At 74.3% G+C, this 23,244-nt stretch carries 14 protein-coding genes; 7 read left to right on the top strand and 7 right to left on the bottom strand.

Annotated features, from left to right (window positions below):
* Positions 1–3: 3 nt before the first annotated feature.
* The 5 genes from IF27_RS05730 (at position 4) to fxsT (ending at position 9,651) form a co-directional block, all read left to right on the top strand.
* The gene (locus IF27_RS05730) at positions 4–3,393 is read left to right on the top strand and encodes an SAV_2336 N-terminal domain-related protein (RefSeq protein ID WP_110945574.1); all 3,390 of its coding nucleotides are present in this window, start codon (positions 4–6) and stop codon (positions 3,391–3,393) included.
* Between the two features lie 139 nt (positions 3,394–3,532).
* Positions 3,533–3,757 (top strand): FxSxx-COOH cyclophane-containing RiPP peptide, encoded by a 225-nt coding sequence (fxsA, locus tag IF27_RS05725; RefSeq protein ID WP_052848248.1) that lies wholly within the window; start codon positions 3,533–3,535, stop codon positions 3,755–3,757.
* A gap of 188 nt (positions 3,758–3,945) precedes the next feature.
* Entirely contained in the window at positions 3,946–5,154 is a 1,209-nt protein-coding gene (locus IF27_RS05720) for an FxsB family cyclophane-forming radical SAM/SPASM peptide maturase (RefSeq protein WP_223290929.1), read from the top strand.
* Positions 5,151–6,527: an aKG-HExxH-type peptide beta-hydroxylase gene (locus tag IF27_RS05715; RefSeq protein WP_052848246.1), complete on the top strand. Its 1,377-nt coding sequence runs from the start codon at positions 5,151–5,153 to the stop codon at positions 6,525–6,527. The genes IF27_RS05720 and IF27_RS05715 overlap by 4 nt, the downstream gene beginning before the upstream one ends.
* Positions 6,528–6,681: 154 nt before the next feature.
* Positions 6,682–9,651 (top strand): FxSxx-COOH system tetratricopeptide repeat protein, encoded by a 2,970-nt coding sequence (fxsT, locus tag IF27_RS05710; protein WP_052848245.1) that lies wholly within the window; start codon positions 6,682–6,684, stop codon positions 9,649–9,651.
* 106 nt (positions 9,652–9,757) lie between these two features.
* Here the strand turns inward: fxsT and IF27_RS05705 are convergent, their stop codons facing one another.
* The 6 genes from IF27_RS05705 to IF27_RS05680 all read right to left on the bottom strand — a co-directional run bounded on the left by IF27_RS05705 (position 9,758) and on the right by IF27_RS05680 (position 18,880).
* Positions 9,758–13,546 carry a multifunctional oxoglutarate decarboxylase/oxoglutarate dehydrogenase thiamine pyrophosphate-binding subunit/dihydrolipoyllysine-residue succinyltransferase subunit gene (locus IF27_RS05705; protein ID WP_052848244.1) on the bottom strand — a complete coding sequence of 1,263 codons (3,789 nt, stop codon included), beginning with the start codon at positions 13,544–13,546 and terminating at the stop codon, positions 9,758–9,760.
* A gap of 352 nt (positions 13,547–13,898) precedes the next feature.
* Entirely contained in the window at positions 13,899–15,002 is a 1,104-nt protein-coding gene (locus tag IF27_RS05700; RefSeq protein ID WP_420821985.1) for a HAMP domain-containing sensor histidine kinase, read from the bottom strand.
* A complete protein-coding gene (locus IF27_RS05695) occupies positions 14,999–15,841 on the bottom strand; it encodes a response regulator transcription factor (RefSeq protein ID WP_110945573.1) in 843 nt (280 codons plus the stop codon). The genes IF27_RS05700 and IF27_RS05695 overlap by 4 nt, the downstream gene beginning before the upstream one ends.
* Positions 15,842–15,989: 148 nt before the next feature.
* On the bottom strand, positions 15,990–16,727 hold the full coding sequence (locus IF27_RS05690) for a spermine/spermidine synthase domain-containing protein (RefSeq protein ID WP_052848241.1): 738 nt from the start codon (positions 16,725–16,727) through the stop codon (positions 15,990–15,992).
* Positions 16,728–16,898: 171 nt separating this feature from the next.
* Complete coding sequence (locus IF27_RS05685; protein ID WP_052848240.1) at positions 16,899–17,756, bottom strand: lysozyme; 858 nt, start codon at positions 17,754–17,756, stop codon at positions 16,899–16,901.
* A 245-nt stretch (positions 17,757–18,001) separates the two neighbouring features.
* Positions 18,002–18,880, bottom strand: a complete 879-nt coding sequence (locus tag IF27_RS05680) for a protein phosphatase 2C domain-containing protein (protein WP_110945572.1) — start codon at positions 18,878–18,880, stop codon at positions 18,002–18,004.
* 444 nt (positions 18,881–19,324) lie between these two features.
* On the opposite strand from IF27_RS05680, the gene IF27_RS05675 reads away from it, so the two are divergent.
* Positions 19,325–21,673 (top strand): sensor histidine kinase, encoded by a 2,349-nt coding sequence (locus IF27_RS05675; protein WP_190232824.1) that lies wholly within the window; start codon positions 19,325–19,327, stop codon positions 21,671–21,673.
* Positions 21,670–22,170 carry a roadblock/LC7 domain-containing protein gene (locus IF27_RS05670; RefSeq protein ID WP_110945570.1) on the top strand — a complete coding sequence of 167 codons (501 nt, stop codon included), beginning with the start codon at positions 21,670–21,672 and terminating at the stop codon, positions 22,168–22,170. The genes IF27_RS05675 and IF27_RS05670 overlap by 4 nt, the downstream gene beginning before the upstream one ends.
* Positions 22,171–22,188: 18 nt before the next feature.
* Here IF27_RS05670 and IF27_RS05665 read toward each other — a convergent pair whose 3' ends face one another.
* Complete coding sequence (locus IF27_RS05665) at positions 22,189–23,193, bottom strand: C40 family peptidase (protein WP_052848238.1); 1,005 nt, start codon at positions 23,191–23,193, stop codon at positions 22,189–22,191.
* Between the last annotated feature and the right edge of the window lie 51 nt (positions 23,194–23,244).

Below are 23,244 nucleotides of genomic sequence, written 5' to 3'. Positions count from 1 at the left end.
GCGATGCCGGACGGATCGGACGCGACAGGCACACCACCCGGCTCGCCGGACACCCCCGGCGCGGCGGGCGGCGCCCCCCTTGCCGCCCTCATCGGCGTCCTGCGGGACGCCCGCCTCGACCCGGACTGGGTCGGGGTCGCCGACGCGCTCTGGCTCGCCCAGTACTGGGGCCCCAGCACGCCCGCCCCCGACGCCCAGGGGGACGCCCGCGGCCCCGGCCCCTCCGGCGTGCCCGCCGGTCCCCCCGACGCCGTGCCCACCCTGCCGGGCCCCCGGCCGTCACCCAACGGCCACCACCCCGTCGCCGGATCCACCCGGGATCCCCAGGGCCCGGTGTCCCCCGCGGACCAGTCCTTCGCCCTGTACGCGTCCCCCTCCGGCGCCGACACCCACGAGAGCGCCGCGCCCCCCGCGCGCGGCGTGCCCGTCGGCATCCCCGCCGCCCGCACCCTGCCCGCACCCCTCGGCCTCGAACGCGCCCTGCGCCCCCTCCAGCGCTACCGGCCCCCCGGCCGCCCACCGCGCCGCCTCGCCGCCCCCGACCTGGACGAACGAAAGACCGTGGAAAGCACCGCCCGCGCCGGTGGCCTCCTCATCCCCGCCTTCCACGAGGAGCCCCGGGGCCACACCGAACTGCAACTGCTCATGGACGCCGCGCCCGCCATGCGGATCTGGCAGAGCATGCTGGGCGAGCTGGCCGAGGTGTTCACCCGGCTCGGCGCCTTCCGCGACCTCCAGGTGCACTACCTGCACCAGTCGCCCGACGGCGCCCCGGCCATAAGCCGCCGCTTCGACCCGGGCGACGCCGTGCTGCGGCCCGCCCGGCAGCTCCAGGACCCCACGGGACGGCGCCTCACCGTCGTCGTCAGCGACTGCACCGGCCCGCTGTGGCGCAGCGGCGCCGCCCACCGGCTGCTGCACGGGCTGGCCCGCCACGCGCCGGTCGCCGTCGTCCAGCCGCTCCCGCAGCGGATGTGGGCCCGCACTCGGCTCCCCGCGTCCGCCGGGACGTTGCAGCGCGACGAGGGCCAGACGGCGGCGGCCCGGGTCCGCTTCACGGCCGACGACGTCGGCTACCCCCTGCCCGTGCCGCCCGGCGCGCTGCCCATCCCCGTGCTCCCGCCCGTCCCGGCGGCGCTGGGCGCGTGGGCCGGGCTGCTGTCCGGCGTCTCCGCAGGTTCCACCCGCGCCGCCGTCGGATGGGTAAGGCCCGACCAGCCGCCCGCCCCGGCCCGCCGCGTCACCGGGCTCCCGCGCACGGCCGCCGCGATGGTCGCCCGCTTCCGCGCGACGGCGTCCCCGGGCGCCGGGCAGCTGGCCGTCTACCTGGCGGCGGCGCCGCTGTTCCTGCCCGTGATGCAGCTCGTCCAGCGCACGATGCTGCCCGACTCCGGCCCTGCGGAACTCTCCGAGGTCCTGCTCGGCGGCCTGGTGCGCCGCCGCCCCGGCAGCGGCGACGGCCGGTGGTACGCGTTCGCCGACGGTGTGCACGACGAACTGCTCGCCGACCTCGGCCACGACGAGGCCCTGCTCGTCCTCAAGCACTGCTCCGCCTGGGTCGAGCAGCGGCTCGGCAGGAGCGGCCCCAACTTCCCCGCCCTGGCGCTCGCGCAGCTCAGCGGCGGCGACCGCGTCGCCGCCGGGCCGACCACGCCCCCGGCCCGGCGGCTGCCCGACCCGTCGGCCGAACAGCAGCTCGCCCAGCCGTTCGCCGAGGTGGCCGCGCGCGTCCTGCGCCGCTTCCTGCCGCAGCCGCCCCAGCACGCGCCCGCCCCCGGCACGCCTGGCCCGCCGCCGCTGGCCGCCGTCCGCGAGGCCCGCGACCTCGCCGACCGCTTCACCGCCGAGGGGAAGGTCCAGCACCAGCTCGACGCCGTACGCGTCCTGCGGCAGGCCACCGAGGCGCAGCGCGCCGCCGGGGGCGGCACCGAGCCCGAGCTGTGGAGCGAGCTGGCGGAGCAACTCCTGCGCCTGTGGCGCGTCCAGCGCGACGGGGAACTGCTGGCCGAGGCCAGGACCGCCGCCGCGACGGCCGCGGCGTTCCCCGGCTCCGTCCGCGCCCGCACCGCCCTCGCCCGCGTCCTGCACGCGACGGCGAGCGAGCGCCGCGCGGCCGGTGACACCGCCGCCGCCCTGGACCTGTGGCAGCGCGCCGACCGCGAGTTCGCCGCCGTCTGCGCGACGCCGGGACTGGAACGCGACGCCGCCCTCGCCGTCACCCTGGAGCGGGTCCAGGTGCTTGAGGAGCAGTGGCGGCTCGGCGGCGACACCGCGCTGCTCCAGGAGAGCGTCGGCACGGTCGAGGCCGTGGCCGACGCCTGGCCGCGCGGCGAGCGGCAGCCGAGCGGCCTGCCGCTGGCCCACGGCCGCGCGCTGCTGCGGCTGGCGGGCGCCGCGCACGGCACCGAGCGCGCCGAGGTGTACGCCGGGCAGGCCGCCGGGTCGCTGCGGCGCGGCAGTTGGGCGCTTGAGGCGGAGCACGCGCCGTCGGGCGAGCGCGTCGCCGCCCTCCTCGACCTCGTGGACGCGCTGCTCCTGACCGACGACGCCTGGCCCGACGCCGCCGACCCCATCGCCCAGGCGCAGCGGCTCAGCGAGGACCCGGGACTGCGCGCCGCCTGCCTGATCCGGGCCGCCCGGCTCGCCGTCAGGCGCTTCGACGACGGCGGCCCGCCGCGTGAACTTGAGGAGGCCGCCGACCGGTTCGCCGAGGCGGGCCGCGCCGTCTCCCGTGACCGCGCCGACTACAGCGACCTCATCGAGGAGTGGGGCGACGTCCTGCTGCGCCGGGCCGGGCTGCCGGACGGCGACCCGTTCATCTCGCGGGCCGTCCGCGTCCTGCGGGACTGCCGCATGGAGACGCCGGGCAGCCACCCCCGGCTGTCCTACCGGCTCCTGACGCTGGGCCGCGCCCTGACGGTCAGGTACCGCGTCACCGAGGACCTGGTCGATCTGCGGGAGGCCGAGCACCTGTTCACCCGGGCGGTGCACCACGCGCGGACGCCGTACGAGCGGGCGCGCGCCTGGTTCGAGCTGGGCGAGACCCACCGCCGCGCCTACCGGCACACGCGCAGGCCGGAGCGGCTCGACCACGCGGCGGACGCGTACCGCAGAGCCGCGTCCGAGGCGCTCCAGCACGGCCAAGGCGACGGCCCCGGCGGTGAGTTCGCGGCGCCGGGGGGAGTACCTGCGGCGGGCGTCGCGCGGGACGCCGTGCGGCTCGCCGCGCTCGCGCTGCACCAGCGGGGCATGGTCTCGGAGGCCGCGCGCCGCCCGCTGGCCGCGGCGGACGCGTACAGCGAGGCCCTGGTCCAGTGGCGCAGGCTGCCGGACGGCGCGGTGGACGGCGAGCCGACGCGGACGCGGCTCGCCGCGCTGCGCAGCGGCCGGTAGGGCCGCCGCCCTCCGCGCCCGTACGCGCGCGTCGTGCCTCCCCGCGTGCCCGCGGTGCTCCGCCGCCGCCGTCCGCCGTGGTTTCCCCCGCGCGCGGCGCGGGCATTCTCCGCTGCGTCACCGCCCAGGGAGGACATCCATGACGACCCGCCCTCAGCACACGGCGAACGGGACCGCCAGCGCGGGGGACAGCGAGCCGCTGCCCGACCTGCTCGACCTGAGCCTGACCGAGCTGCGCCGACTCGACCACCCGGTGCTGAGCGAGGTGCTGCACGACCTGCGGGAGCGCGTGCTCAAGGAACGTGAAGGGCTCTGGGGCTTCAACCAGTTCAGCTCGTTCAACCAGTCGATGCTGAACGCCTGAGCGGCTCCCCGTCCGCCGCACGCGCCCCACGCGCCCCCGCACCCGAACGTTTCAGGACCGCCGCGCGCCTCATACGGACAGGAGGTGATGACCGCCGTTTACCCGACGTCCGTACCGGACACCTCTCCGACGGAGTGCGTCGCGCGCCGCGAGACGCGCGGGTCGAGCGACAGGGGGAGCAGCACAGCGTGCGCGCAAGGGCCGAGGCGACCCGGCACGCGCCCGGCCGCCCGCCGGGAGCGGTGCCGTTCCAGCAGTTCATCGTGAAGGTGAACAGCCGCTGCAACCTCGCCTGCCGCTACTGCTACATGTACTTCGCCGCCGACAGCGGCTGGCGTCGGCAGCCCGTCACCGCACGCCCCGCCACCCTCACCCGTACCGCCGAGCGGATCGCCGAACACGCCGCCGCCCACGGCCTGCCCGTCCTGTCCGTCGTGCTGCACGGCGGCGAGCCGCTGCTGACGGACCCTGACGTCCTCGGCGCCTTCGTCCGCGACGTCCGCGCGCGCGTGCCCGAGGGCTGCGCCGTCCTCGCCACCGTGCAGACCAACGGCGTCCTGCTCACCGAGGAGAAGCTGACTGCGCTCACCGGGCACGGCATCACCGTGGGCCTCAGCCTCGACGGCGGCCTCGCCGCCCACAACGCGCAGCGCGTGGACCACGCCGGACGGCCCGCCTGGCCCGGCATCGAACGGGCCGCCCGCCTGCTGGCCGACGACCGCCACCGGGGCTCGTGGGCCGGGGCGCTGTGCGTCGTGGACGCGGCCACCGACCCCGCCGAGGTGTACGGCTCCCTGCTCGCCCTCGCGCCGCCCGCCGTCGATTTCCTCCTCCCGCACGGCAACTGGACGCACCCGCCCCCCGGCCTGCCCGCGCCCCCCGCCTCGCCCACGCCCTACGGCGACTGGCTCTGCGCCGTCTTCGACCTGTGGTGGAACGCCGACCGCCGCCGTACCCGCGTCCGGTTCTTCGAGGAGTGCATCGCCCTGCTCCTCGGACTGCCCGCCGCCACCGAGAGCATGGGCCTCCAGCCGTTCACCGCCGTCGTCGTCGAGACCGACGGCGGCATCGAGCAGGTGGACTCACTCAAGAGCGCCTACGAGGGCGCCGCGGCCACCGGCCTGGACGTCTTCCACCACCCCTTCGACGCCGCCCTCGACCACCCGGGCGTCGCCACCCGGCAGTCCGGCACCGACGCCCTGTCCGACACCTGCCTGCGCTGCCCCGTCCTCGACGTCTGCGGCGGGGGACACTACGCCCACCGCTACCGCGCCGCAGACGGCCACGACGGGCCCGACCGCACCCCGGAGGCATTCCGCAACCCGTCCGTGTACTGCGCCGATCTCCAGCGCGTCATCGGCCACATCGCCACCGAACTCCACCGAGCCGCCGTATGAGCACCCAGACCACGCCGACCGTGAGCGACATCGCCGCCCTCGGCGCCACCGAGGGCACGGGCCCGACCCTCGCCCTCCTCACCGCAGGACAGCACACACGCCGCCTGCTCCTGCTGCGCGTCCTGCTCGACGCCATCGACACCGCGGACGCCACGCCAGGACCCGCCGCCGCCCTGGCCCGCCACCACGCCGACCTGCTGGAGAACGCGGAACGCGCCGCCCCCGACGCCGCCCGCCGCGTCCTGTTCTACTCCCTCACCGGCCCCTGGGCCGAACGCTGCGTCAAGTGGCTCCAGCCAGGCGCCGCCACCGCACCGGGCGACGGCGCCAGCGCCGCCCGCGACATCGCCCACCTCGGCTCCCTGGCCACGGCCGCCGCCGCCCACGCCGACCTGTCCTTCTCCACCGGCCTCACCGTGCACGACGCCCGCGTCACCCTGCCCACCCTCGGCGCCCTGCGCTGCCCCGCGCCCGACGGCACCGCCGTCACCCTCACCGCAGCCACCGGCCGCCTCCTGCTGCGCGCCCCCGGCGGGCCCACCGCCGAGATCCTGCGCGACGCCACCGGCGCCTGGCTCTCCGACGACCCGCGCTGGCTGCCCCCGCACACCCTGCACGGCGGCCCGCGCCCCGTCCTCCTGGACGACCTCGACCACGGGCGCCTCGCCGGGCGGCGCGGGCCGCTCACCCCCGCCGAACGCGCCCACTGGGGCGCGCTGTGGCACGACGCGCTGCCGCTCCTCGGCCACGGCGGCGACGCCCGCTCCGCCGAACTCGCCCTCCTGGACTGCATCGTGCCCCTCACGGGCCCGTCCACGGGCCTCGGGACCACCGTCGGCGCCTCCCACTCCAGCGGCACCAGCCCCAGCGCGTTCGGCGCGGTACTCGCCAGCACACCCCCCACGGCCGCCGACCTCGCCGCCGGTCTCGCCCACGAACTCCAGCACGCCAAACTCTGCGCGCTCAGCGACCTCGTCACCCTCCACACGGCGGGCGACGCCCCCGACTACTGGGCCCCCTGGCGCCCCGACCCCCGGCCCTTCAACGGCTTCCTGCACGGCGCCTACGCCCACCTCGCCCTCGCCGGGTTCTGGCAGCGCCTGGCCCTGGCCCTCGAAGAACCCGCAGGACGCGACCACGCCTGGGCCGCGCACGCCCGCTGCCACGCGCAGGTCGGCGCCGTCCTGCCCGTCCTGCGCGGCAGCCGCCGACTCACCGACGCGGGCCGCGTCTTCGTCGCAGCCCTCGCCGAACGGCACGAACAACTGCGCGACCCGGCCCCGCCACGCGGCCACCTCGTGCGCGCCGCGGCGTACGTCGAGACCGCCCGCACCCACTGGCTCCGCCAGCACCCACGACGAACGGTTACCTGACGTACCCGGGGTGTATGTTCCCAGGGAGGGGAACTGACGGCCCGTCGTACGACCGGCGCGGGACCGGCCGCGTCACCACATCTCGGGGGAGAGTGAAGTGCCGCTGTACGAAGAAGACGGCGAGGACGGTCGAGCGACCGCGAAGGAGAGCCCAGTGCGCAGCCCTGACCAGCGGATCACCATCAGCTTCGCGGGCTTCAACCGCCCCTGGGCCGCGTGGATGCGCGACAGGCTGGAGCGGCACGGCTTCGAGGTCGCCGTCCAGCGCTGGGACCCGCCGGTGGACGTCCCGCTCGCCGAGGCCCTGCACGACCTCCTGTACCTGGAGGGGCGCGTCCTCGTCGTCCTCAGCGACTGGTACTTCAAGCTCGGCCCCCGCTCCGACGAGGAGTGGAACACCGCCCTGCGCGCCGTCGTCGCCCCGCACGCCCACCGGTTCGCCGCCGTCTCGGTCTCGGCCGAGACGATGCCCGTCGCCACCACCGCCTTCGGCGGCGTCGTCGAACTGTGGGGCACCGGCGCCCGCGAGGCGGAACGCCGCCTCGTCCGCGCCCTCGGCCCCGCCCCCAGGGAGGCCCAGCCGACACTCGGCGGGCGCCGCAGCCCCCGCTTCCCGTACGAACAGCCGCACATCTGGGGCGGCGTGCCCCGGCGCAACGTCCGCTTCACCGGCCGCGAACACACCATGCAGACGATCTACACCGCCCTCCAGCGCGCCGAGCCGGGCGCGGGCGTCATCACCCTGTGGGGCATGTCGGGCGTCGGCAAGACGCAGATCGCCGCCGAGTACGTCCACCGCTTCGGCACCGAGTACGACCTCGTCTGGTGGGTCCCCGCCGACCAGCGCGGCACGCTGCGCCAGCGCCTCGCCGAACTGGCGCCCGCCCTCGGCCTGACGACGGGCCCCGAGTACGGCGAACGGCTCCGCGCCGTCGGCAACGCCCTGCGCCGCGGCGAGCCGCACCGCCGCTGGCTGATCGTCCTCGACGGCGCCGACGACCCGGGCCCCATCGCCGACCTCGTGCCGGGCGGCCCCGGGCACGTCATCATCACCTCGCAGGACCGGCAGTGGGAGGACCACAACACCCTGCTGCACGCGGTCAACAGCTACGACCGCGAGGAGTCCGTCGCCTTCATCCGCCGCCGCGCGCCCCGCATCTCCCCCGAGGAGGCCGACCTCCTCGCCGACGCGCTCGGCGACCTGCCCCTCGCCCTCGACCAGACCGCGGGCTGGCTCAGCGACGCCGCCATGTCGGTCGCCGACTACGTGGACCTGCTCAACAGCGGCTCCGACCTGGAGGTCGGCCTGCGGGTCGCCGCCGACTTCCCCATGACGTACTACACGGCCTTCTCGATACTGCTCAACCGGCTGCGCGAGACCGTCCCCGAGGCCGTGGACCTGCTGCGCCTGTGCGCCTTCTTCGCGCCGGGCGCCATCCCCGCCCAGCTCGTGCGCGGCATCCCCGTGGGCGACCTGCCCGAGCGCCTCACCGGCCTCATGGACGACCCGCTGCGCTGGAACGCGGCCATCACCAAGCTCGTCCAGTACTCGGTGGTGCGCTGGGAGGTCCCCGAGCAGCAGACCGAGCCCGAGGCGGGCACCATCCACCTGCACCGCATGGTGCAGCAGACCGTGCGCGCCGGGATGTCCAAGGCCGACCAGGAGATGTTCTCCCGGGGCGTACGTCGCGCGCTGACCGCCGCCGACCCGCAGCGCGCCGCCGACACCCGCCGCTGGTCGCGCTTCGCGAAGATCGTGCCGCACCTCGACGCGTCGGGCGCCCTGCGCAGCACGCACCCGAGCATGCACCAGCTGATCTTCAACTGCCTCTCGTACCTGTACCTCGCGGGCGAGTACACCATCGGCATCCAGCTCGCGGAGAAGACCGAACAGGCGTGGCGCGAGGTCCTCGGCCCCGACCACCCCCTCAGCTGGGAGCTGAACTCCGAGTACGCCACCCTGCTGCGCGCCACCGGCGCCTACCGGCGCACCGAACGCATCGACCGCGCCGTCATCGAGCACCTGGGCAGACACCACGGCCCCGACAGCCTCTCCGTCCTGCGCGCGCGGGAAGGGCTCAGCGCCGACCTGCGCGGCCTCGCCCGCTACGACGAGTCGCTCGACGTGAGCCGCGAGGTCCTGGACGGCTACCGCGCCCTCGTCGGCGACAACGACCCGCGCACCATGAACGCGCGCAACAACGTCGCCGTCTCCCTGCGCCTCCTCGGCCGCTACGACGAGGCGGCCAGGGCCGACGGCGTCAACCTCCAGGCCCGCCGCGAACTCCTCGGCTTCCGCCACACCTGGTCGCTCAACTCCGAGATCATGTACGCCTACGACCTGCGCCTCCTCGGCCGCTACGGCGAGGCCCACTCGATCCAGGAGCAGAGCGTCCTCGTCCACCGCGACGTGATGGGCGCCGACAACCCGCAGACGCTCATGGCCGAACTCAACCTCGCCCTGTGCCTCCTTCGCGGCGGCGACCGCGGCGGCGCCCACGCCCGCCTCGGCGACCTGCTGGAGCGCTCGGAACGCGTCGTGGGCGACCTGTCCCCGCTCACGCAGCAGATCGCGACGTGCTACGCGTTCGTCCAGCGCGCGCACGGCAACCTCGACCAGGCCCGCGCCATCGGCGAGCGCGTCATGGAGCACTACCTCAGCACCCTCGGGCCCGAGCACCCGTACACGATCGGCACGACCGTCAACCACGCGCTGGTCCTGCGCGCGGCGGGGGAGCGGCAGCAGTCGCTGCTGCTCAACGAGGAGTGCCTCGCCGACATCACGGCCGCCCTCGGCCCCGACCACCCGTGGACCCTGGGCGTCGCGCTCAACGCCTCGGCGGGCCGCAACCTGGAGGGCGACGTCGAGGGCGCCGTCGATCTGAGCCGCGACACGGCGCGCCGCGCCGCCGCGATCCTCGGCGGCGGCCATCCGCTCCACCTGTCCGCGCAGGTCGCGCTCGCCACCGACCTGCGGGGTCTGCGGCAGCGCGACGAGGCCGACAAGGTGGAGGAGGAGGCCCTGTCAGGACTCATCACCACCCTCGGCTCGCAGCACGTCCACACCGTCAGCGCGCGCTCCCGCGTCCGCCCCTACTGGGACTTCGAACCGCTCCTCACCTGACGCCTGACGCCTGACGCCCGGCGCCCGGCACGGGCACGGGCACGGTGGCACGGGAAGGGCCCCGGGGACGTCGTCCCCGGGGCCCTTCGCCGTCACTGCCCGCGCGTCAGAGGGTGAAGACCTCGTCCATCAGCGCCTGCTGCTCGGCCTGGTGCCGCTTCGCGGACCCCACGGCCGGGGAGGACGACGCCGGACGGGACACGCGCCGCACGCCCGCCGCCGCGTCCACCTGCTCGGCCAGGTTCAGCGCGATGAACGGCCACGCGCCCTGGTTCGCCGGCTCCTCCTGCGTCCAGACCACGGACTCGGCGTTCGCGTACCGCGCCAGCTCGGCGCGCACCTCGTCCGCCGGGAGCGGGTAGAGCCGCTCCAGGCGCACCAGCGCCACGTCCTTGCGGCCCAGCTTCTCGCGCTCGGCCGCCAGTTCGTAGTACACCTTGCCGGTGCACAGCACCACGCGCCGCACGCCCGCCGGATCCACCGTCGTGTCGCCGATGACCGGACGGAAGCCGCCGGTGGTGAACTCCTCCACCTTCGAGGCGGCGGCCTTCAGGCGCAGCAGCCACTTCGGGGTGAAGACGATCAGCGGCTTGTGGTGCGGGTTGTGCACCTGCCAGCGCAGCAGGTGGAAGTAGTTCGACGGCACCGTCGGCTGCGCCACCGTCATGTTCTTCTGCGCGCACAGCTGGAGGAAACGCTCGATGCGCGCCGACGAGTGGTCAGGACCCTGGCCCTCGTACCCGTGCGGCAGCAGCAGCGTGACGCCGGACGTCTGGCCCCACTTCTGCTCGGCCGAGGAGATGAACTCGTCGATGACGGTCGCCGCGCCGTTCGCGAAGTCGCCGAACTGCGCCTCCCACATGACGAGCGCCTGCGGCCTCGCCAGCGAGTAGCCGTACTCGAAGCCCATCGCCGCGTACTCGCTGAGCAGCGAGTCGTAGACGTTGAACCTGGCCTGGTCCTCCGTCAGGTACAGCAGCGGCGTGTAGTCCTCGCCCGTCTTGCGGTCGATGAGCACCGAGTGCCGCTGGCCGAAGGTGCCGCGCCGCGAGTCCTGCCCGGCGAGGCGCACCGGGGTGCCCTCCATCAGCAGCGAGCCGACGGCGAGCAGTTCGCCCATCGCCCAGTCGATCGTGCCCTCCTCGACCATCGCCGCGCGCCGCTGGATCTGCGGCAGCAGCCGCGGGTGCACGGTGATGTGGTCGGGGATGTTGACCTGCGACTCGGCGATCCGCTTGACGACCTCCTCGTTCACCGCCGTCTCGATGGCGACGGGGAACTCGGGGCGCGGCGTGTTCACCTCGGCGGGAGCCGGGGTCACGGTGGCCTCGCGGACCTCCTTGAACACCTTCTCCAGCTGGTTCTGGAAGTCCTGGAGCGCCTGCTCGGCCTCCTCAAGCGTGATGTCGCCCCGGCCGATCAGCGACTCGGTGTACAGCTTGCGCACCGAGCGCTTTTTGTCGATCAGGTCGTACATCAGCGGCTGGGTGAACGAGGGGTTGTCCGTCTCGTTGTGCCCGCGGCGCCGGTAGCAGACCAGGTCGATGACGACGTCCTTGTTGAACGCCTGCCGGTACTCGAACGCCAGCCGCGCGACCCGGCACACGGCCTCGGGGTCGTCGCCGTTCACGTGGAAGATCGGCGCCTCGATCATGCGCGCGACGTCCGTGCAGTACGTGGAGGAGCGGGCGGCGGCCGGGCTCGCGGTGTAGCCGACCTGGTTGTTGATGACGACGTGGATCGTGCCGCCGGTGCGGTAGCCGCGCAGCTGCGACATGTTCAGCGTCTCGGCGACCACGCCCTGCCCGGCGAACGCCGCGTCGCCGTGGATCAGGACCGGCAGGACGGTGAAGTCCGCGCCGCCGCGCCCGATGATGTCCTGCCGCGCGCGGGCGACACCCTCGACGACCGGGTCAACGGCCTCCAGGTGCGACGGGTTGGCCGTCAGCGACACCGTGATCTGCTCGCCGGACAGGCCGGTGAACGTGCCCTCGGTGCCCAGGTGGTACTTCACGTCGCCCGAGCCGTGCATCGACTTCGGGTCGAGGTTGCCCTCGAACTCGCGGAAGATCTGCGCGTACGACTTGCCGACGACGTTGGCCAGGACGTTCAGCCTGCCGCGGTGCGCCATGCCGATGACGACCTCGTCCAGCTTGTCGGCCGCGGCCTCGTCCAGCACCGAGTCCAGCAGCGGGATGACGGTCTCGCCGCCTTCGAGCGAGAAGCGCTTCTGGCCGACGTACTTGGTCTGGAGGAACGTCTCGAACGCCTCGGACGCGTTGAGGCGGCGCAGGATGCGCAGCTGCTCGTCACGCTCGGGGGCCGTGTGCGGACGCTCGACGCGCTCCTGGATCCAGGTGCGCTCCTTCGGGTCCTGGATGTGCATGTACTCGATGCCGGTGGTGCGGCAGTACGAGTCGCGCAGCACGCCGAGGATGTCCCGCAGCTTGAGCATCGAGCGGCCCGCGAACCCGCCGACCGCGAACTCGCGCTCCAGGTCCCACAGGGTGAGCCCGTGCTCGTTGATGTCGAGGTCGGGGTGGCGCCGCTGGCGGTACTCCAGCGGGTCCGTGTCGGCCATCAGATGGCCGCGCACCCGGTAGGCGTGGATGAGGTCGAAGACGCGTGCGGCCTTGGTGACCTCGTCGTCGTGGTTGACGTCGATGTCCACGTGCCAGCGGATCGGCTCGTACGGGATGCGCAGCGCCTCGAAGATGCTGTCGTAGAACCCGTGCTGGCCCAGCAGCAGCTGGCTGATGAGGCGCAGGAACTCGCCCGACGCCGCGCCCTGGATGACGCGGTGGTCGTAGGTGCTCGTCAGCGTCATGACCTTGGAGATGCCCAGGCGGTTCAGGGTCTCCTGCGAGGTGCCCTGGAACTCGGCCGGGTACTCCATGGCGCCGACGCCGAGGATGACGCCCTGGCCCGGCATCAGGCGCGGCACCGAGTGGACGGTGCCGATGCCGCCCGGGTTCGTCAGCGACGCGGTGACCCCGGAGAAGTCGTCCATCGTCAGCTTGCCGCCGCGCGCGCGGCGGACGATGTCCTCGTACGCCTGCCAGAACTCGAAGAACGAGAGCGTCTCGGCCTTCTTGATCCCGGCCACGACGAGCTGGCGGTCGCCGTTCTTGTTCACCAGGTCGATGGCGAGGCCCAGGCTGACGTGGTCGGGCTTGACCAGCGTGGGCTTGCCGTCCTTCTCGGTGAAGGAGTGGTTGAGGGCGGGCATCGCCTTCAGCGCCTGCACCATCGCGTAGCCGATGAGGTGCGTGAAGGACACCTTCCCGCCACGGGCGCGCTTCAGGTGGTTGTTGATGACGATGCGGTTGTCGAAGAGCAGCTTCACCGGGACGGCGCGGACCGAGGTGGCGGTCGGCAGGTCGCGGGAGGCGTTCATGTTCTTCGCCACGGCGGCGGCGGGGCCGCGCAGCGTGACGAACTCGGGGCCCTCCTGCTCGTCGCCCCCGTCGGCCCGCTGCGGCTCGGCGGTCGGCTTCGGCGCCTGGGGCCGCTGGCCCAGCGGCTTCGCGGGTGCGGACTTCGCAGGAGCCGCCTGCGCGGCTGCCGGGGCCTGGGCCGCCGGCTGTGCCGCCACGGGGGCGGCGGGCGCGGGCGCGGCGGGCTTCACGGGCGCCGACGCGGCCTGGGGGGCGGCGGCCGTCGTGGCCGCCGGGGGCTGGGCCGCCGGCGTCTGGTCCGCGCCGCTGCCGTCACCCCCCGGCTTGTAGTCGGCGAAGAAGTCCCACCAGGCGCGATCGACGGAATTCGGGTCCTGGAGGTACTGCTGATAGATCTCGTCGACTAGCCACTCGTTGGCACCGAAGCCCGACGCGGGGTGACTTCCCCCGGCAGGTTCGGTGTCGGTGTTCGAGGTGTTCGGAGACTGTGGCGACACGGCGGCAACCGCCCTCTTCCGCTTCGCAAGGTGATGGACAGCGGAAATCAAGGCTACGCCCCAAGAGCCCCCCGGCGCAGTCCTGGTCGCCCAGACGTGGCCTACACCACATCGCCCGCCGGGTTTCGGCGTGCGAACGGACGGGAACGACGCCTGGTTCGGCGAGAATCGGCAGGAAAGCTGTGGGGGAATCACCGGACGCGGCAATGACGGACCGCGACCACCGGTGCGGCCGTGTGGCCTCGGCTTTCGCCTGGCCCGGCCCGTCCACCACCCCTGAACGGGGTGGGGACGGCCGATGTACGGCCGGACGCCGGATCGTCCCGGCGTGGGGTCCGCCCACGACCTTACGTCAATTGTTTGCCTTCGCGTTACCTGGAAGGGTGAGCCGTATCCGGCAGCCGCGGCGCGATTCGGCCACACCGATCGTCCCGCCGTGCAGATCCACCGCCCAGCGGGCGATCGCCAGGCCGAGGCCGGTCCCGCCGTCACGCGGCGTGACGCCGTCGATCGTGCCGCGCCCGAAGCGTTCGAAGACCAGCTCGCGCTGCTCGGGCGGTATGCCTGGCCCCTCGTCCTGCACCTCGATCACCAGCCCGCCGTACGCCTGCCCCGGCCGGGCCCGTACGGTCACCTGCCCGTTGCGGGGGCTGTGCTTCACCGCGTTGTCCACCAGGTTCGTCACGACCTGGTCGAGCCGTTCCGGGTCGGCGTGCGCGCGCAGGCCGCCGGGGACGACGTCGAGGCGCAGCTTCACGTCGGTCCTGGCGTGCCCGCGTTTCAGCGCGACGGTGGCGTCGTTCAGCACGGCCGCGAGGTAGGGCTCCACCTGGAAGCCGCGCGGCTGGAGCGGCACGACACCGTCCTCAAGCCGCGAGAGGTCGAGCAGCTGCGCGACGAGGCGGCCGAGCCGTTCCGTCTGGCGCAGCGCCGTCGCCATGGTGTCGGGGTCGGCGTCCGAGACGCCGTCCACCACGTTCTCCAGCACGGCCCGCAGCCCGGCGATGGGGGTGCGCAACTCGTGGGAGACGTTGGCGATCAGCTCGCGGCGCTGCCGGTCGGCCGCCTGGAGGTCGGCGGCCATGCGGTTGAACGCGTGCCCGAGGTCGCCCAGCTCGTCCCGCCGCGCGACGTGCACGCGGCGGTCGTAGTCCCCGCGCGCCATGGCGCGCGCGGCGGACGTCATCTCCAGCACAGGCGTGGCCAGGCTGTGGGCGACGAACTGGGTGACCAGCAGTGACGCGATGATCGCGATCATCGCGATGACCTGGAGCTCGATGTCCGAGCGGTAGGCCATGAGGATCAGCAGGGTGGTGATCCCCACGGAGATGATCACGAGCCAGCCGAGCGCCGCCTTGACGGAGCGCATCGGGTCGAACGGGCGCAGGATCCGCCACAGCAGGTGCCGTCCCCGCCGCCAGAGGGGGTGCCTGACGAGGTCGGCCACGCGGGTCAGACCTCGCCGACGCCCGCCACGGGACCGCTCTCACCGGCGAACCCGGGCGGGGTCTCCAGCGCGTAGCCGACGCCGTGCACGGTACGGATGCGCTCGGCCCCGATCTTGCGGCGCAGCGCCTTCACATGGCTGTCCACGGTGCGGGTGCCGGACGCGTCGGCCCAGTCCCAGACCTCGGCCAGCAGCTGCTCGCGGGTGAGGACCGCGCGCGGGGAGCGTGCCAGGCACATGAGCAGGTCGAACTCGGTGGGCGTCAGGTGGATGTCCTTGCCCGCCGCGCGGACGCGCCGCTGGGTGCGGTCGATCTCCAGGTCGCCGAGCCGGACGCTGCCGGGCCGCGGCGTGGTCGCGGCGACGGCGGCGCGCTCGATCCTGCGCAGCAGGACGTGTGCGCGGGCGACGAGTTCGCGCATGGAGAACGGCTTGGTCATGTAGTCGTCGGCGCCGACGCCGAGCCCGACCAGCATGTCCGTCTCGTCGTCCCTGGCGGTCAGCATGAGGACGGGCACCGGGCGCTGCGCCTGGACGCGGCGGCAGACCTCCAGGCCGTCGAAGCCGGGGAGCATGACGTCCAGGACGAGCAGGTCGGGGTGCCAGGCTGCGGCGGTCTCGACGGCGGCGGGGCCGTCGGCGGCGGTCTGCACGAGGAAGCCCTCGGCGCGCAGCCGGGCGGCGATGGCCTCGACGATCGTCGGGTCGTCCTCGACGACGAGGACGCGCCGCTGGGCGCCGGGCGTGGTCGCCGTCGAGGTGTGGTGGGTGCCACGCTCGACGGTGGGGTGTCCGGCGTCGCCGTGACCGCCGGGTGGGGGTGGCTGTTCGTGACGGTTCCGGTCCATCGCTGACGTCCTGGTGTCTGTCTGTGTCATGTGTCCCGCCCCCGGGGCATCATCCCGGTGCCAGTCGGCCGGACCTGGCAGCTGTCGGTTCGGTGAATGTGCTGATGAACACTTGAGAAGCAGCGTAGAGCGGAAGGCGGAGGCCCGGCTACGTGATCGGACTGGCGACATGATGGCTGGCGAGAAACAGCACGTCGGGTGTGCCCCGGACGACCGGGACCTCTTGGGCGGTTACCCAGGTGAACCCGGCGTTCCGCAGCAACCGGGGGAAATCCGCCGAGTCCTGGGCGGACCAGACGGTGAGGACGCCGCCCGGGGTGAGGGCGGCGCGGCAGGCGGCGAGCCCCGCGGGGGTGTAGAGGCTGTCGTTGTCCTCGGTGACGGTCCAGTCGGGGCCGTTGTCGATGTCGAGGCACAACGCGTCGTAGGTGGCCGGGTTCCGGCGCAGGTGCGTGAGCAGGTCGGTGGCGTGCAGGCGGGTCCTGGGGTCGGCGAGCGCGTCGGCGGTGACGGCGCCGAGCGGGCCGTCGCGGTGCCAGTCGATGACGGCGGGTTCGCGTTCGACGACGTCGATGCGGCCCCAGCGGGGTTCCGCGGCGGCCTCTGCCAGGGAGAACCCGACGCCGAGCCCGCCGATGAGCAGGGTGGGCGCGTCCCGGCCGCCGCCGTGGGTGTCGAGTGTCTCGAACGCGGCGGTGATCAGGCGGCGTTCCGAGCGGCCGTCCGAGGTGTCCATGAGGAAGCAGCCGTTGGCGATGATCTGGAACAGGTCGCCGTGGCGGCGCAGGACGACCTCGCCGTACGGGCCTTCCCTGCGGTCGATGACCACCGGACGGTCGTCCGGGTCTTCGCCTGGGGGGACGGGGAACAGGGGAGCGGGGGCCATGCGGTCATCTTCCCGCACGGCCCCCGCCCCGGTCGGCGTCGCCCGGCCTGTGGGCCCGCGTCGCGCCGGTCGTGCTCCCGCCGGTGGTTTCCGGTCATCCGGTGGACGGGCGGGTGTGGGGCGGACGGTCCCGGGCATCCGCGTCGGTGCGGTGCCCGGGACGGCGCCGGGTCAGGTGTTGGTGGCGAGGGCCCGCAGGCGGTCGATCGCGCCGTTGAAGACGTTGTGGTCGCCGACGGTCGGGCCGGTGGAGGTGTACTGCCAGAAGGTGTGGAAGCCCCATCCGGCCGGGAGCGCGCCGGGCGAGGAGGCGTAACGGGCGATCCACAGCGGGTGGTTGCTCGCGAACCCGCTGTAGTTGCCGGTGCAGGTCTGCCACCAGTTGGTCGTGGTGTAGATCACCGCGTAGCGGCCGGTGCGGGCCTGGTAGGTGTTGAGGAAGTCGCGTATCCAGTTGACCATCGCGGCCTGGCTCAGGCCGTAGCAGGTCGCGCCGTACGGGTTGTACTCGATGTCGAGCACGCCGGGCAGCGTCCTGCCGTCGGCGGACCATCCGCCGCCGTTGCCGGCGAAGAAGTTGGCCTGCGACGCGCCGCTCGACGCGTTCGGGAGGGCGAAGTGGTAGGCGCCGCGGATCATGCCGACGTTGTAGGAGCCGTTGTACTGCTGGGCGAAGTACGGGTTCTCGTACGTCGTGCCCTCGGTGGCCTTCACGTAGGCGAAGCGGTTGCCCGCGTTCCAGAGCGTGGACCAGGCGACGTTGCCCTGGTGGCTGGACACGTCCACACCTTCGACGGTGGCGAGCGGCGAGACGTCGGGCGCGCGGTACGTGCGGTTGCCGCCCTCGTGTTCGAGGACGGTGGAGCCCATCCAGGCCGAGCCGATCGCGGGGGTGTCGTCGGCGGTGGCGACACCGGGGGCGGAGAGCAGCAGCGCGAGGACCGCGCTGACCATCCCGAGGACGAGCGGGACGGTGCGCCGGCGTGCACCGGCGCGGGTTCTGGCCTTACCGGTTCCGTTCATGGGCATGTAAGCCTTTCGGAGACCTCGCTGTGGGGGGACGAGACCGGCTCGTCGGCATCGCTCATGGTGTGGCCATGCCAAAAGTGAAGGTAATGCGCGGGGCTGATGGCGCGAAAGAGGGGTATGGACGTGTCGTTGGTCCATACCCTTGGCGTTGGTGAACGGATATGCGTGTACGGCTTGGTTGCTGACAACTTTCAGTCGTGAAAGTGCGCGCTCGCTGACCGAAAGCCTTCCGGGGCGTGCGGGGGTCAGTCCTCCGGCGCGTCCGCCGGGTCCGCGGGACCGGTCGGGTCGGAGAGGTCGGCGGGGTCGCCGAGGTCCGTGAGGTCGGTGAGGTCCGCCAGGATCACCGACGCGTCGTCGTGCGCCTTCACGCGGGGAAAACCCTGGCGCAGGGGATCGGCCCGCTCGGCCGCCCGCACCCGGCGCACGGCGGCGGCCGGGCCCGCCGTCACCAACTCGCCGAAGAGGTCGGACCAGTCGCCGAACGCGAAGGTCTCCACCCAGCGCCCGAGCCCGTCGGTCAGCGCCGCCAGACGGCGCACGCCCGCGCGGCCGACCGAGCCGGTCAGGGCCAGCGCCGCGACGGACGGGTCGGCCGCCGCCGTGAAGAAACCGCCCTCCGTGTTGCGCAGCCCCTCGACGAACGCCGCCCGCCGTTCGGGCGGCAACCTGCGCGCCTCGGGCCGCAGGTCGTCCAGCCGCGTGTCCAGCACCGGCCGCACGGCGCCGCCCTGATCCTCGATCAGCAGGGCCGAGTCGGACAGCACCAGGTACTCCACCCGCTCGGCGTCCCAGCGGGCACAGACCACCGTGGCCTGCGGCGTGCGCGGGTGAGAAAGGTCACACGTCGTCCGATGTCTGTCCGCCGTCCTGACCACCGCGGACCCCAGGCAGTCGGCCAGCGTCATGTCCGGCCGCGTCCCGGCCAGTTCGAGCAGCGCGCCGCCCAGGCCCGCCGCGAACCACGCCACCGTGTGCGCGCACCCGTAGGGCCCCTGCGGGGCCGTCACGCCGTCGAGGAGGACGAGCGCCCCGCCCGTCCCCGAGGCGGGCAGCGCCGTCCCGGCGTAGTCCTCGTTGGGGCGTCCCGGGCTGCCGGGATCGGTGACCGACTGGATGCGCATGCCGACAAGTCTGCCGTAGGCTGGCATTTGTCAGCGATTACGGGGATATGCGGTGTGGGAAACCGCGGGCGCGATCTGATGGATACTTCGGTGTCGGAAGCCGCCGCCGGAGATGACGCGGCGACAGCACCACGCGGACGGCGAACCCATGGGCGAACCGGAAGCGGATCTTGCCAGGACCCGGGGCGGAATTCCAAACGGTGACCAGGGCGCGGACGGCGGCGGAACCGCATCGGCTTGTCCGGTGAGTTCCGGTGTTGTTCACTCCTTCGAGTGGCCGGAGCGGCGAGAACGCCCCCTGCCCCGTCGGCACTGGCAGGGTTCGGTGCCTAAGTGACGAGAATGCGAGCGCAGGTGCGGAAGAGATCTCACGAACCCGCCGATCCGTCCCCTTCCGCCTCGTCAGGCCCCCGGACGCACGCGGCACGCCGCCGCAGGGTGCGGGTGCGCAGCCGGCTCCAGGCCGGACTGCTGCTGACCGCGCTCGCCTTCGCGGGCGCGGGCGCCCCGGCGCTCTACGGCGTGTACGAGGACTGGACCGGCTCCCAGCGGCTCGTGGACGACTCCCGGCTCGTGGGCCACGCCCTGTCCCTCTCGCACGTCCTGGCCGACGAACGGGACGCCCTCGTCGTCGCGGGCGCCACCGGTGACGCCGACGTGCTCGCCGGTGCCCTGCCCGACGACGCCCGCGGGCGCGTGGACCGGGGCGTCGCCCAGCTGCGGCCCGACGCCGACCCGGCGCTGCGCGACCGGCTCGACGGCGTGGACGCCCTGCGCGACCAGGCGCTCGCGGGCGAGAGCGCGCCCGCCGACACCTACCGCGCCTACACCGAGGTCATCGACGGGCTCGACGGGCTGCTGCGCTCCGTCAGCCGCGCCCGTCCCGAGCGCGCCAGCGACCCGACCGCCGACGCCCTGCCCGACCTCGCCCGCGCCGTCCACGCCTCGTCCGCCACCCGCGGCCTGCTCCTCGCCGCCCTCACCGGCGAGGGCGAGCAGGGCGAACTCACCGGCCTGGCCCAGCGGGAGGCGGTCAGGGAGGCCGCCGCCCTGGAGGACTTCACCGCCACCGCCGACGAAGCGGGCCGCGCCGCGCTGGACGAGGCGCTCGGCGAGGAGGGCGAGGACGACGGCGGCGCCACCGCGTACCTCGCCCAGCTCACCGACGCCCCCTACCTGGACGACGCCGACCGCGCCCTCGACCCCGACGCCGTGCAGGACGCGCTCCTGGCGCGCACCGGCGCGCTGCGCGGGCTGCTCGGCTCCCTCACGGAGGAGCGCGTCGAGGACCTGCGGGCGCTCAACGCCGAGGACTTCACCGACCTGTGGGTCACCGGCCTCGTCATCACCGCCGCGCTCGGGCTCGGGCTCGGCGTCAACATCCACACCGCCAGGTCGCTCACCAGGCCGCTGGCCGCCGTCCGGCTCGGCAGCCGCCGCGTCGCCGCCGACCCGACCGGCCAGGAGCCCGTCAAGTACACCGGGCGCAACGACGAGTTCGCCGAGGTCGTCTCCGCCGTCAACGCGCTGCACGCCCGCGCCGTGACGCTGCACCAGCGCGCCGCCGAGGCCGCGCAGGACGCCGTCGCCGCGGCCCAGGAAGGCGGCGGCCTGCGCGCCGAGCGCGACCGCCTGCTGTCCGAGCAGAGCGAGCTGCACGGGCGCCTCGCCGCCCTGCACGGCGCGGTGCACGGCATGTTCGCCCACCACGCGCAGCGGCTCCTCGCCCTCGTCGGCGAACAGCTCGCCGTCATCGAGGGGTTGGAGGAGCACGAGGCCGACCCCGACCAGCTCGCCGTCCTCTTCTCGCTCGACCACCTCGCCGCCCGCATGCGGCGGCACGGCGAGAACCTCCTGCTGCTCGCCGGTGCCCAGCCGCTCCAGCAGCTCACCGAGCCCATGCCGCTGATCGACGTCGCCCGCGCCGCCGTCAGCGAGATAGAGCGCTACGAGGTCGTGGAGACGACCCCGCCGCCGCCCGCCGTGTGGATCACCGGCTACGCGGCGCGGGACCTGAGCCACCTCCTGGCCGAACTGCTCGACAACGCCACGGCGTTCTCGCCGCCAGGCGCCCGCGTGCGGCTGACCGGCCGCTGGACGCAGGGCGAACTGCTCCTGTCCGTCGAGGACGAGGGCGTCGGCCTGTCGGCCGCGCGGCTCGCCGAGCTGAACCACCGGCTCGCCGACTCCCTCACCCCGCCGCAGGGCGCGGACGGCAGCGGCGGCGGGTTCGGCATCGGCATGGGCCTGTACACCGTCGCCCGCCTGGCCGCCCGGCACGGGCTGCGCAGCTGGCTGCGGCAGCGGACCGGCGGCGGCACGGTCGCCGAGGTCGCCGTCCCCGCCGTCCTCGTCGAGGACCGGCCCGGCGTCTCCTACCCGTCGCGGCTCGCACCGGCCGACACCGGCCCCCTGCCCACCGCGACGCCAGGCGGCCCGATGACGCCCGCCGCCGGCGTGCCCACGGCCGGGCTGATCCCGCCTGGCCCCGTCACCCCCGCCTCGGGCACCCCGGCCGTCCCCCGCGCCCGGCACGCCGCCGAGCACGCGCGGGCCGAGGACACCACGCCCCGCGCGCCGCACCCCGTCACCGGGAGCGGGCTGCCCCGGCGTACGCCCGGAGCCGTCCAGCAGCCGCAGGAGCAGTCCACCGGACGCGCCCGCGCCGTGGACGCCGATGAACTGCGCCGCCGTCTGGGCGGCTTCCAGCGCGGGGCCAGGGACGGCCACCGCGACGCCGCCAGGACCGTTGGTCCCCAGACCGGGCCGACCGGAGAGGAGACGCCGTCATGACCTCGACACCGATCCCCACCCCGCAGACCGACCCGCTGACCGGTATCCGCAGCAAGAGCGGGCACGATCTGCGCTGGATGCTGGCCCAGCTGGTCGAGGAGGTGCCAGGCGTCACCTCCGTGACGGTGGTCTCCGCCGACGGGCTGCCGCTGCTGTCCTCCCACGACACCAGCGGGCCGCGCCCGGCCGCCGTCGCGGGCCCGCTGGGCGCCACCGCCGACCTGGCGACCATCGTCTCGGGCCTCGGCTCCCTGACGAACGGCGCCGCGCAGCTCATGGAGGGCGGCCCGGTCCGCCAGACGCTGGTGGCCATGGAGGCGGGCAACCTGCTCGTCATGTCCATCAGCGACGGGTCGCTGCTGGGCGCCTACACCGACCCCGAGGCCGACATGGCGTCCGTGACGTACCACATGGCGCTGTTCGTCGGCCGCGCCGGACACCTCCTCACCCCGGAGCTGCGCGCCGAGCTGCGGCAGGCCACGCCCCGGCCCCGCTGAGGCGGCGCGTGCGGGGCGTCAGCCCGGTGTGACGGCCCCCAGCACCGGGCGGACGGCCAGCGGCGCCGTCGTCACGGGCTCGCCGGGGCCCGGCGCGTGGACGACCTGGCCGTCGCCCGCGTAGACGGCGGCGTGCGAGGCGTCCGTCCCGTAGATCACCAGGTCGCCGGGGCGCAGTTCGCCCAGCGCCACCCGGGGCAGCGCCGCCCACATCCCGGCGGGGGTCGCGGGCAGGGTGCGGCCCGACTGCTCCCATGCCTCGGTGACGAGGGCGGCGGGGTCGTGCGGGGTGCCGACCAGGTCGAGGACGTACGCCAGCGCGCGGGCCCCGGCCGGGGTCGGGGCGCGGGTGCCGGGGTCGCCCGGCGCCGCGTCGTCGGGTGCCGCGCTCTCGGGCGACGGGTCGGTGGCCGGGGCGGTGGTGTCCTCGGGGGCGGTCAGGTCCGCCGGGTCCAGGGTGGCGAGCAGCCGGGTGACCTCGGCGAGACGGTCGCGCATCTCGTCACGCGCCCTGCGCTCCTCCGCCGCCAGGCGCTGCTGCTCGTCCAGTGCCTCGCGGGCTGCGGTGGCCAGTTCGTCGGCGCGCCGTTCGCCCTCGGCGAGGCGGGCGATCTCGGACGCCTGGGCCCGCGCGGCGCGCCGGGCCACCGTGCGGTCGTGCAGCGCGCGGTCCCCGGGGGCCTCGCCGAAGAGCAGCCGCAGGGTGGCGGGGAGTTCGGCGCCGCCGTGCCGGTACTGCTCGCGGGCCAGCGCCCCGGCAAGCCGCCTGGCCCCGGCGAGGTCGGTACGGGTCGCGGCGAGCCGTTCGGTCAGCCTGCGCGCCTCGTCCCGCTGGTCGCGCAGCCGCCGGGACGTCTCCTGGTACACCTCGCTCGCGCGGCTGGTCTCCGCGTAGAGCGTGCCCAGTTCGGTGAGCAGCGCCGGGAGGCTGTCGCCCGGTTCCGCGGCGGCCGGGGCGGCGGGCGGCGCGGTGAGGGCGAGCAGCCCCAGGGACACGGAGAACCACCGGCGCCATCTGGTCATACCAGCACATTGCCGGGTTGTCGCCGTGGGGCTGGGCCGGACGCGCCGGGG

This window comes from Streptomyces avicenniae, from assembly GCF_000719135.1.
Taxonomy (GTDB): domain Bacteria; phylum Actinomycetota; class Actinomycetes; order Streptomycetales; family Streptomycetaceae; genus Streptomyces; species Streptomyces avicenniae.
The sequence above is the reverse complement of the archived record's forward strand: the minus strand, read 5'-3'. Positions and strand labels throughout refer to the sequence as shown.

Excerpts from the sequence above, each read along its gene's own strand:
- IF27_RS05665 (WP_052848238.1), bottom strand. The coding sequence starts at position 23,193 with ATGACCAGATGGCGCCGGTGGTTCTCCGTGTCCCTGGGGCTGCTCGCC.
- IF27_RS05730 (WP_110945574.1), top strand. The coding sequence starts at position 4 with ATGCCGGACGGATCGGACGCGACAGGCACACCACCCGGCTCGCCGGAC.
- IF27_RS05670 (WP_110945570.1), top strand. The coding sequence starts at position 21,670 with ATGACCTCGACACCGATCCCCACCCCGCAGACCGACCCGCTGACCGGT.
- IF27_RS05715 (WP_052848246.1), top strand. The coding sequence starts at position 5,151 with ATGAGCACCCAGACCACGCCGACCGTGAGCGACATCGCCGCCCTCGGC.
- IF27_RS05685 (WP_052848240.1), bottom strand. The coding sequence starts at position 17,756 with ATGCCCATGAACGGAACCGGTAAGGCCAGAACCCGCGCCGGTGCACGC.
- IF27_RS05695 (WP_110945573.1), bottom strand. The coding sequence starts at position 15,841 with ATGGACCGGAACCGTCACGAACAGCCACCCCCACCCGGCGGTCACGGC.
- fxsA (WP_052848248.1), top strand. The coding sequence starts at position 3,533 with ATGACGACCCGCCCTCAGCACACGGCGAACGGGACCGCCAGCGCGGGG.
- IF27_RS05690 (WP_052848241.1), bottom strand. The coding sequence starts at position 16,727 with ATGGCCCCCGCTCCCCTGTTCCCCGTCCCCCCAGGCGAAGACCCGGAC.
- IF27_RS05680 (WP_110945572.1), bottom strand. The coding sequence starts at position 18,880 with ATGCGCATCCAGTCGGTCACCGATCCCGGCAGCCCGGGACGCCCCAAC.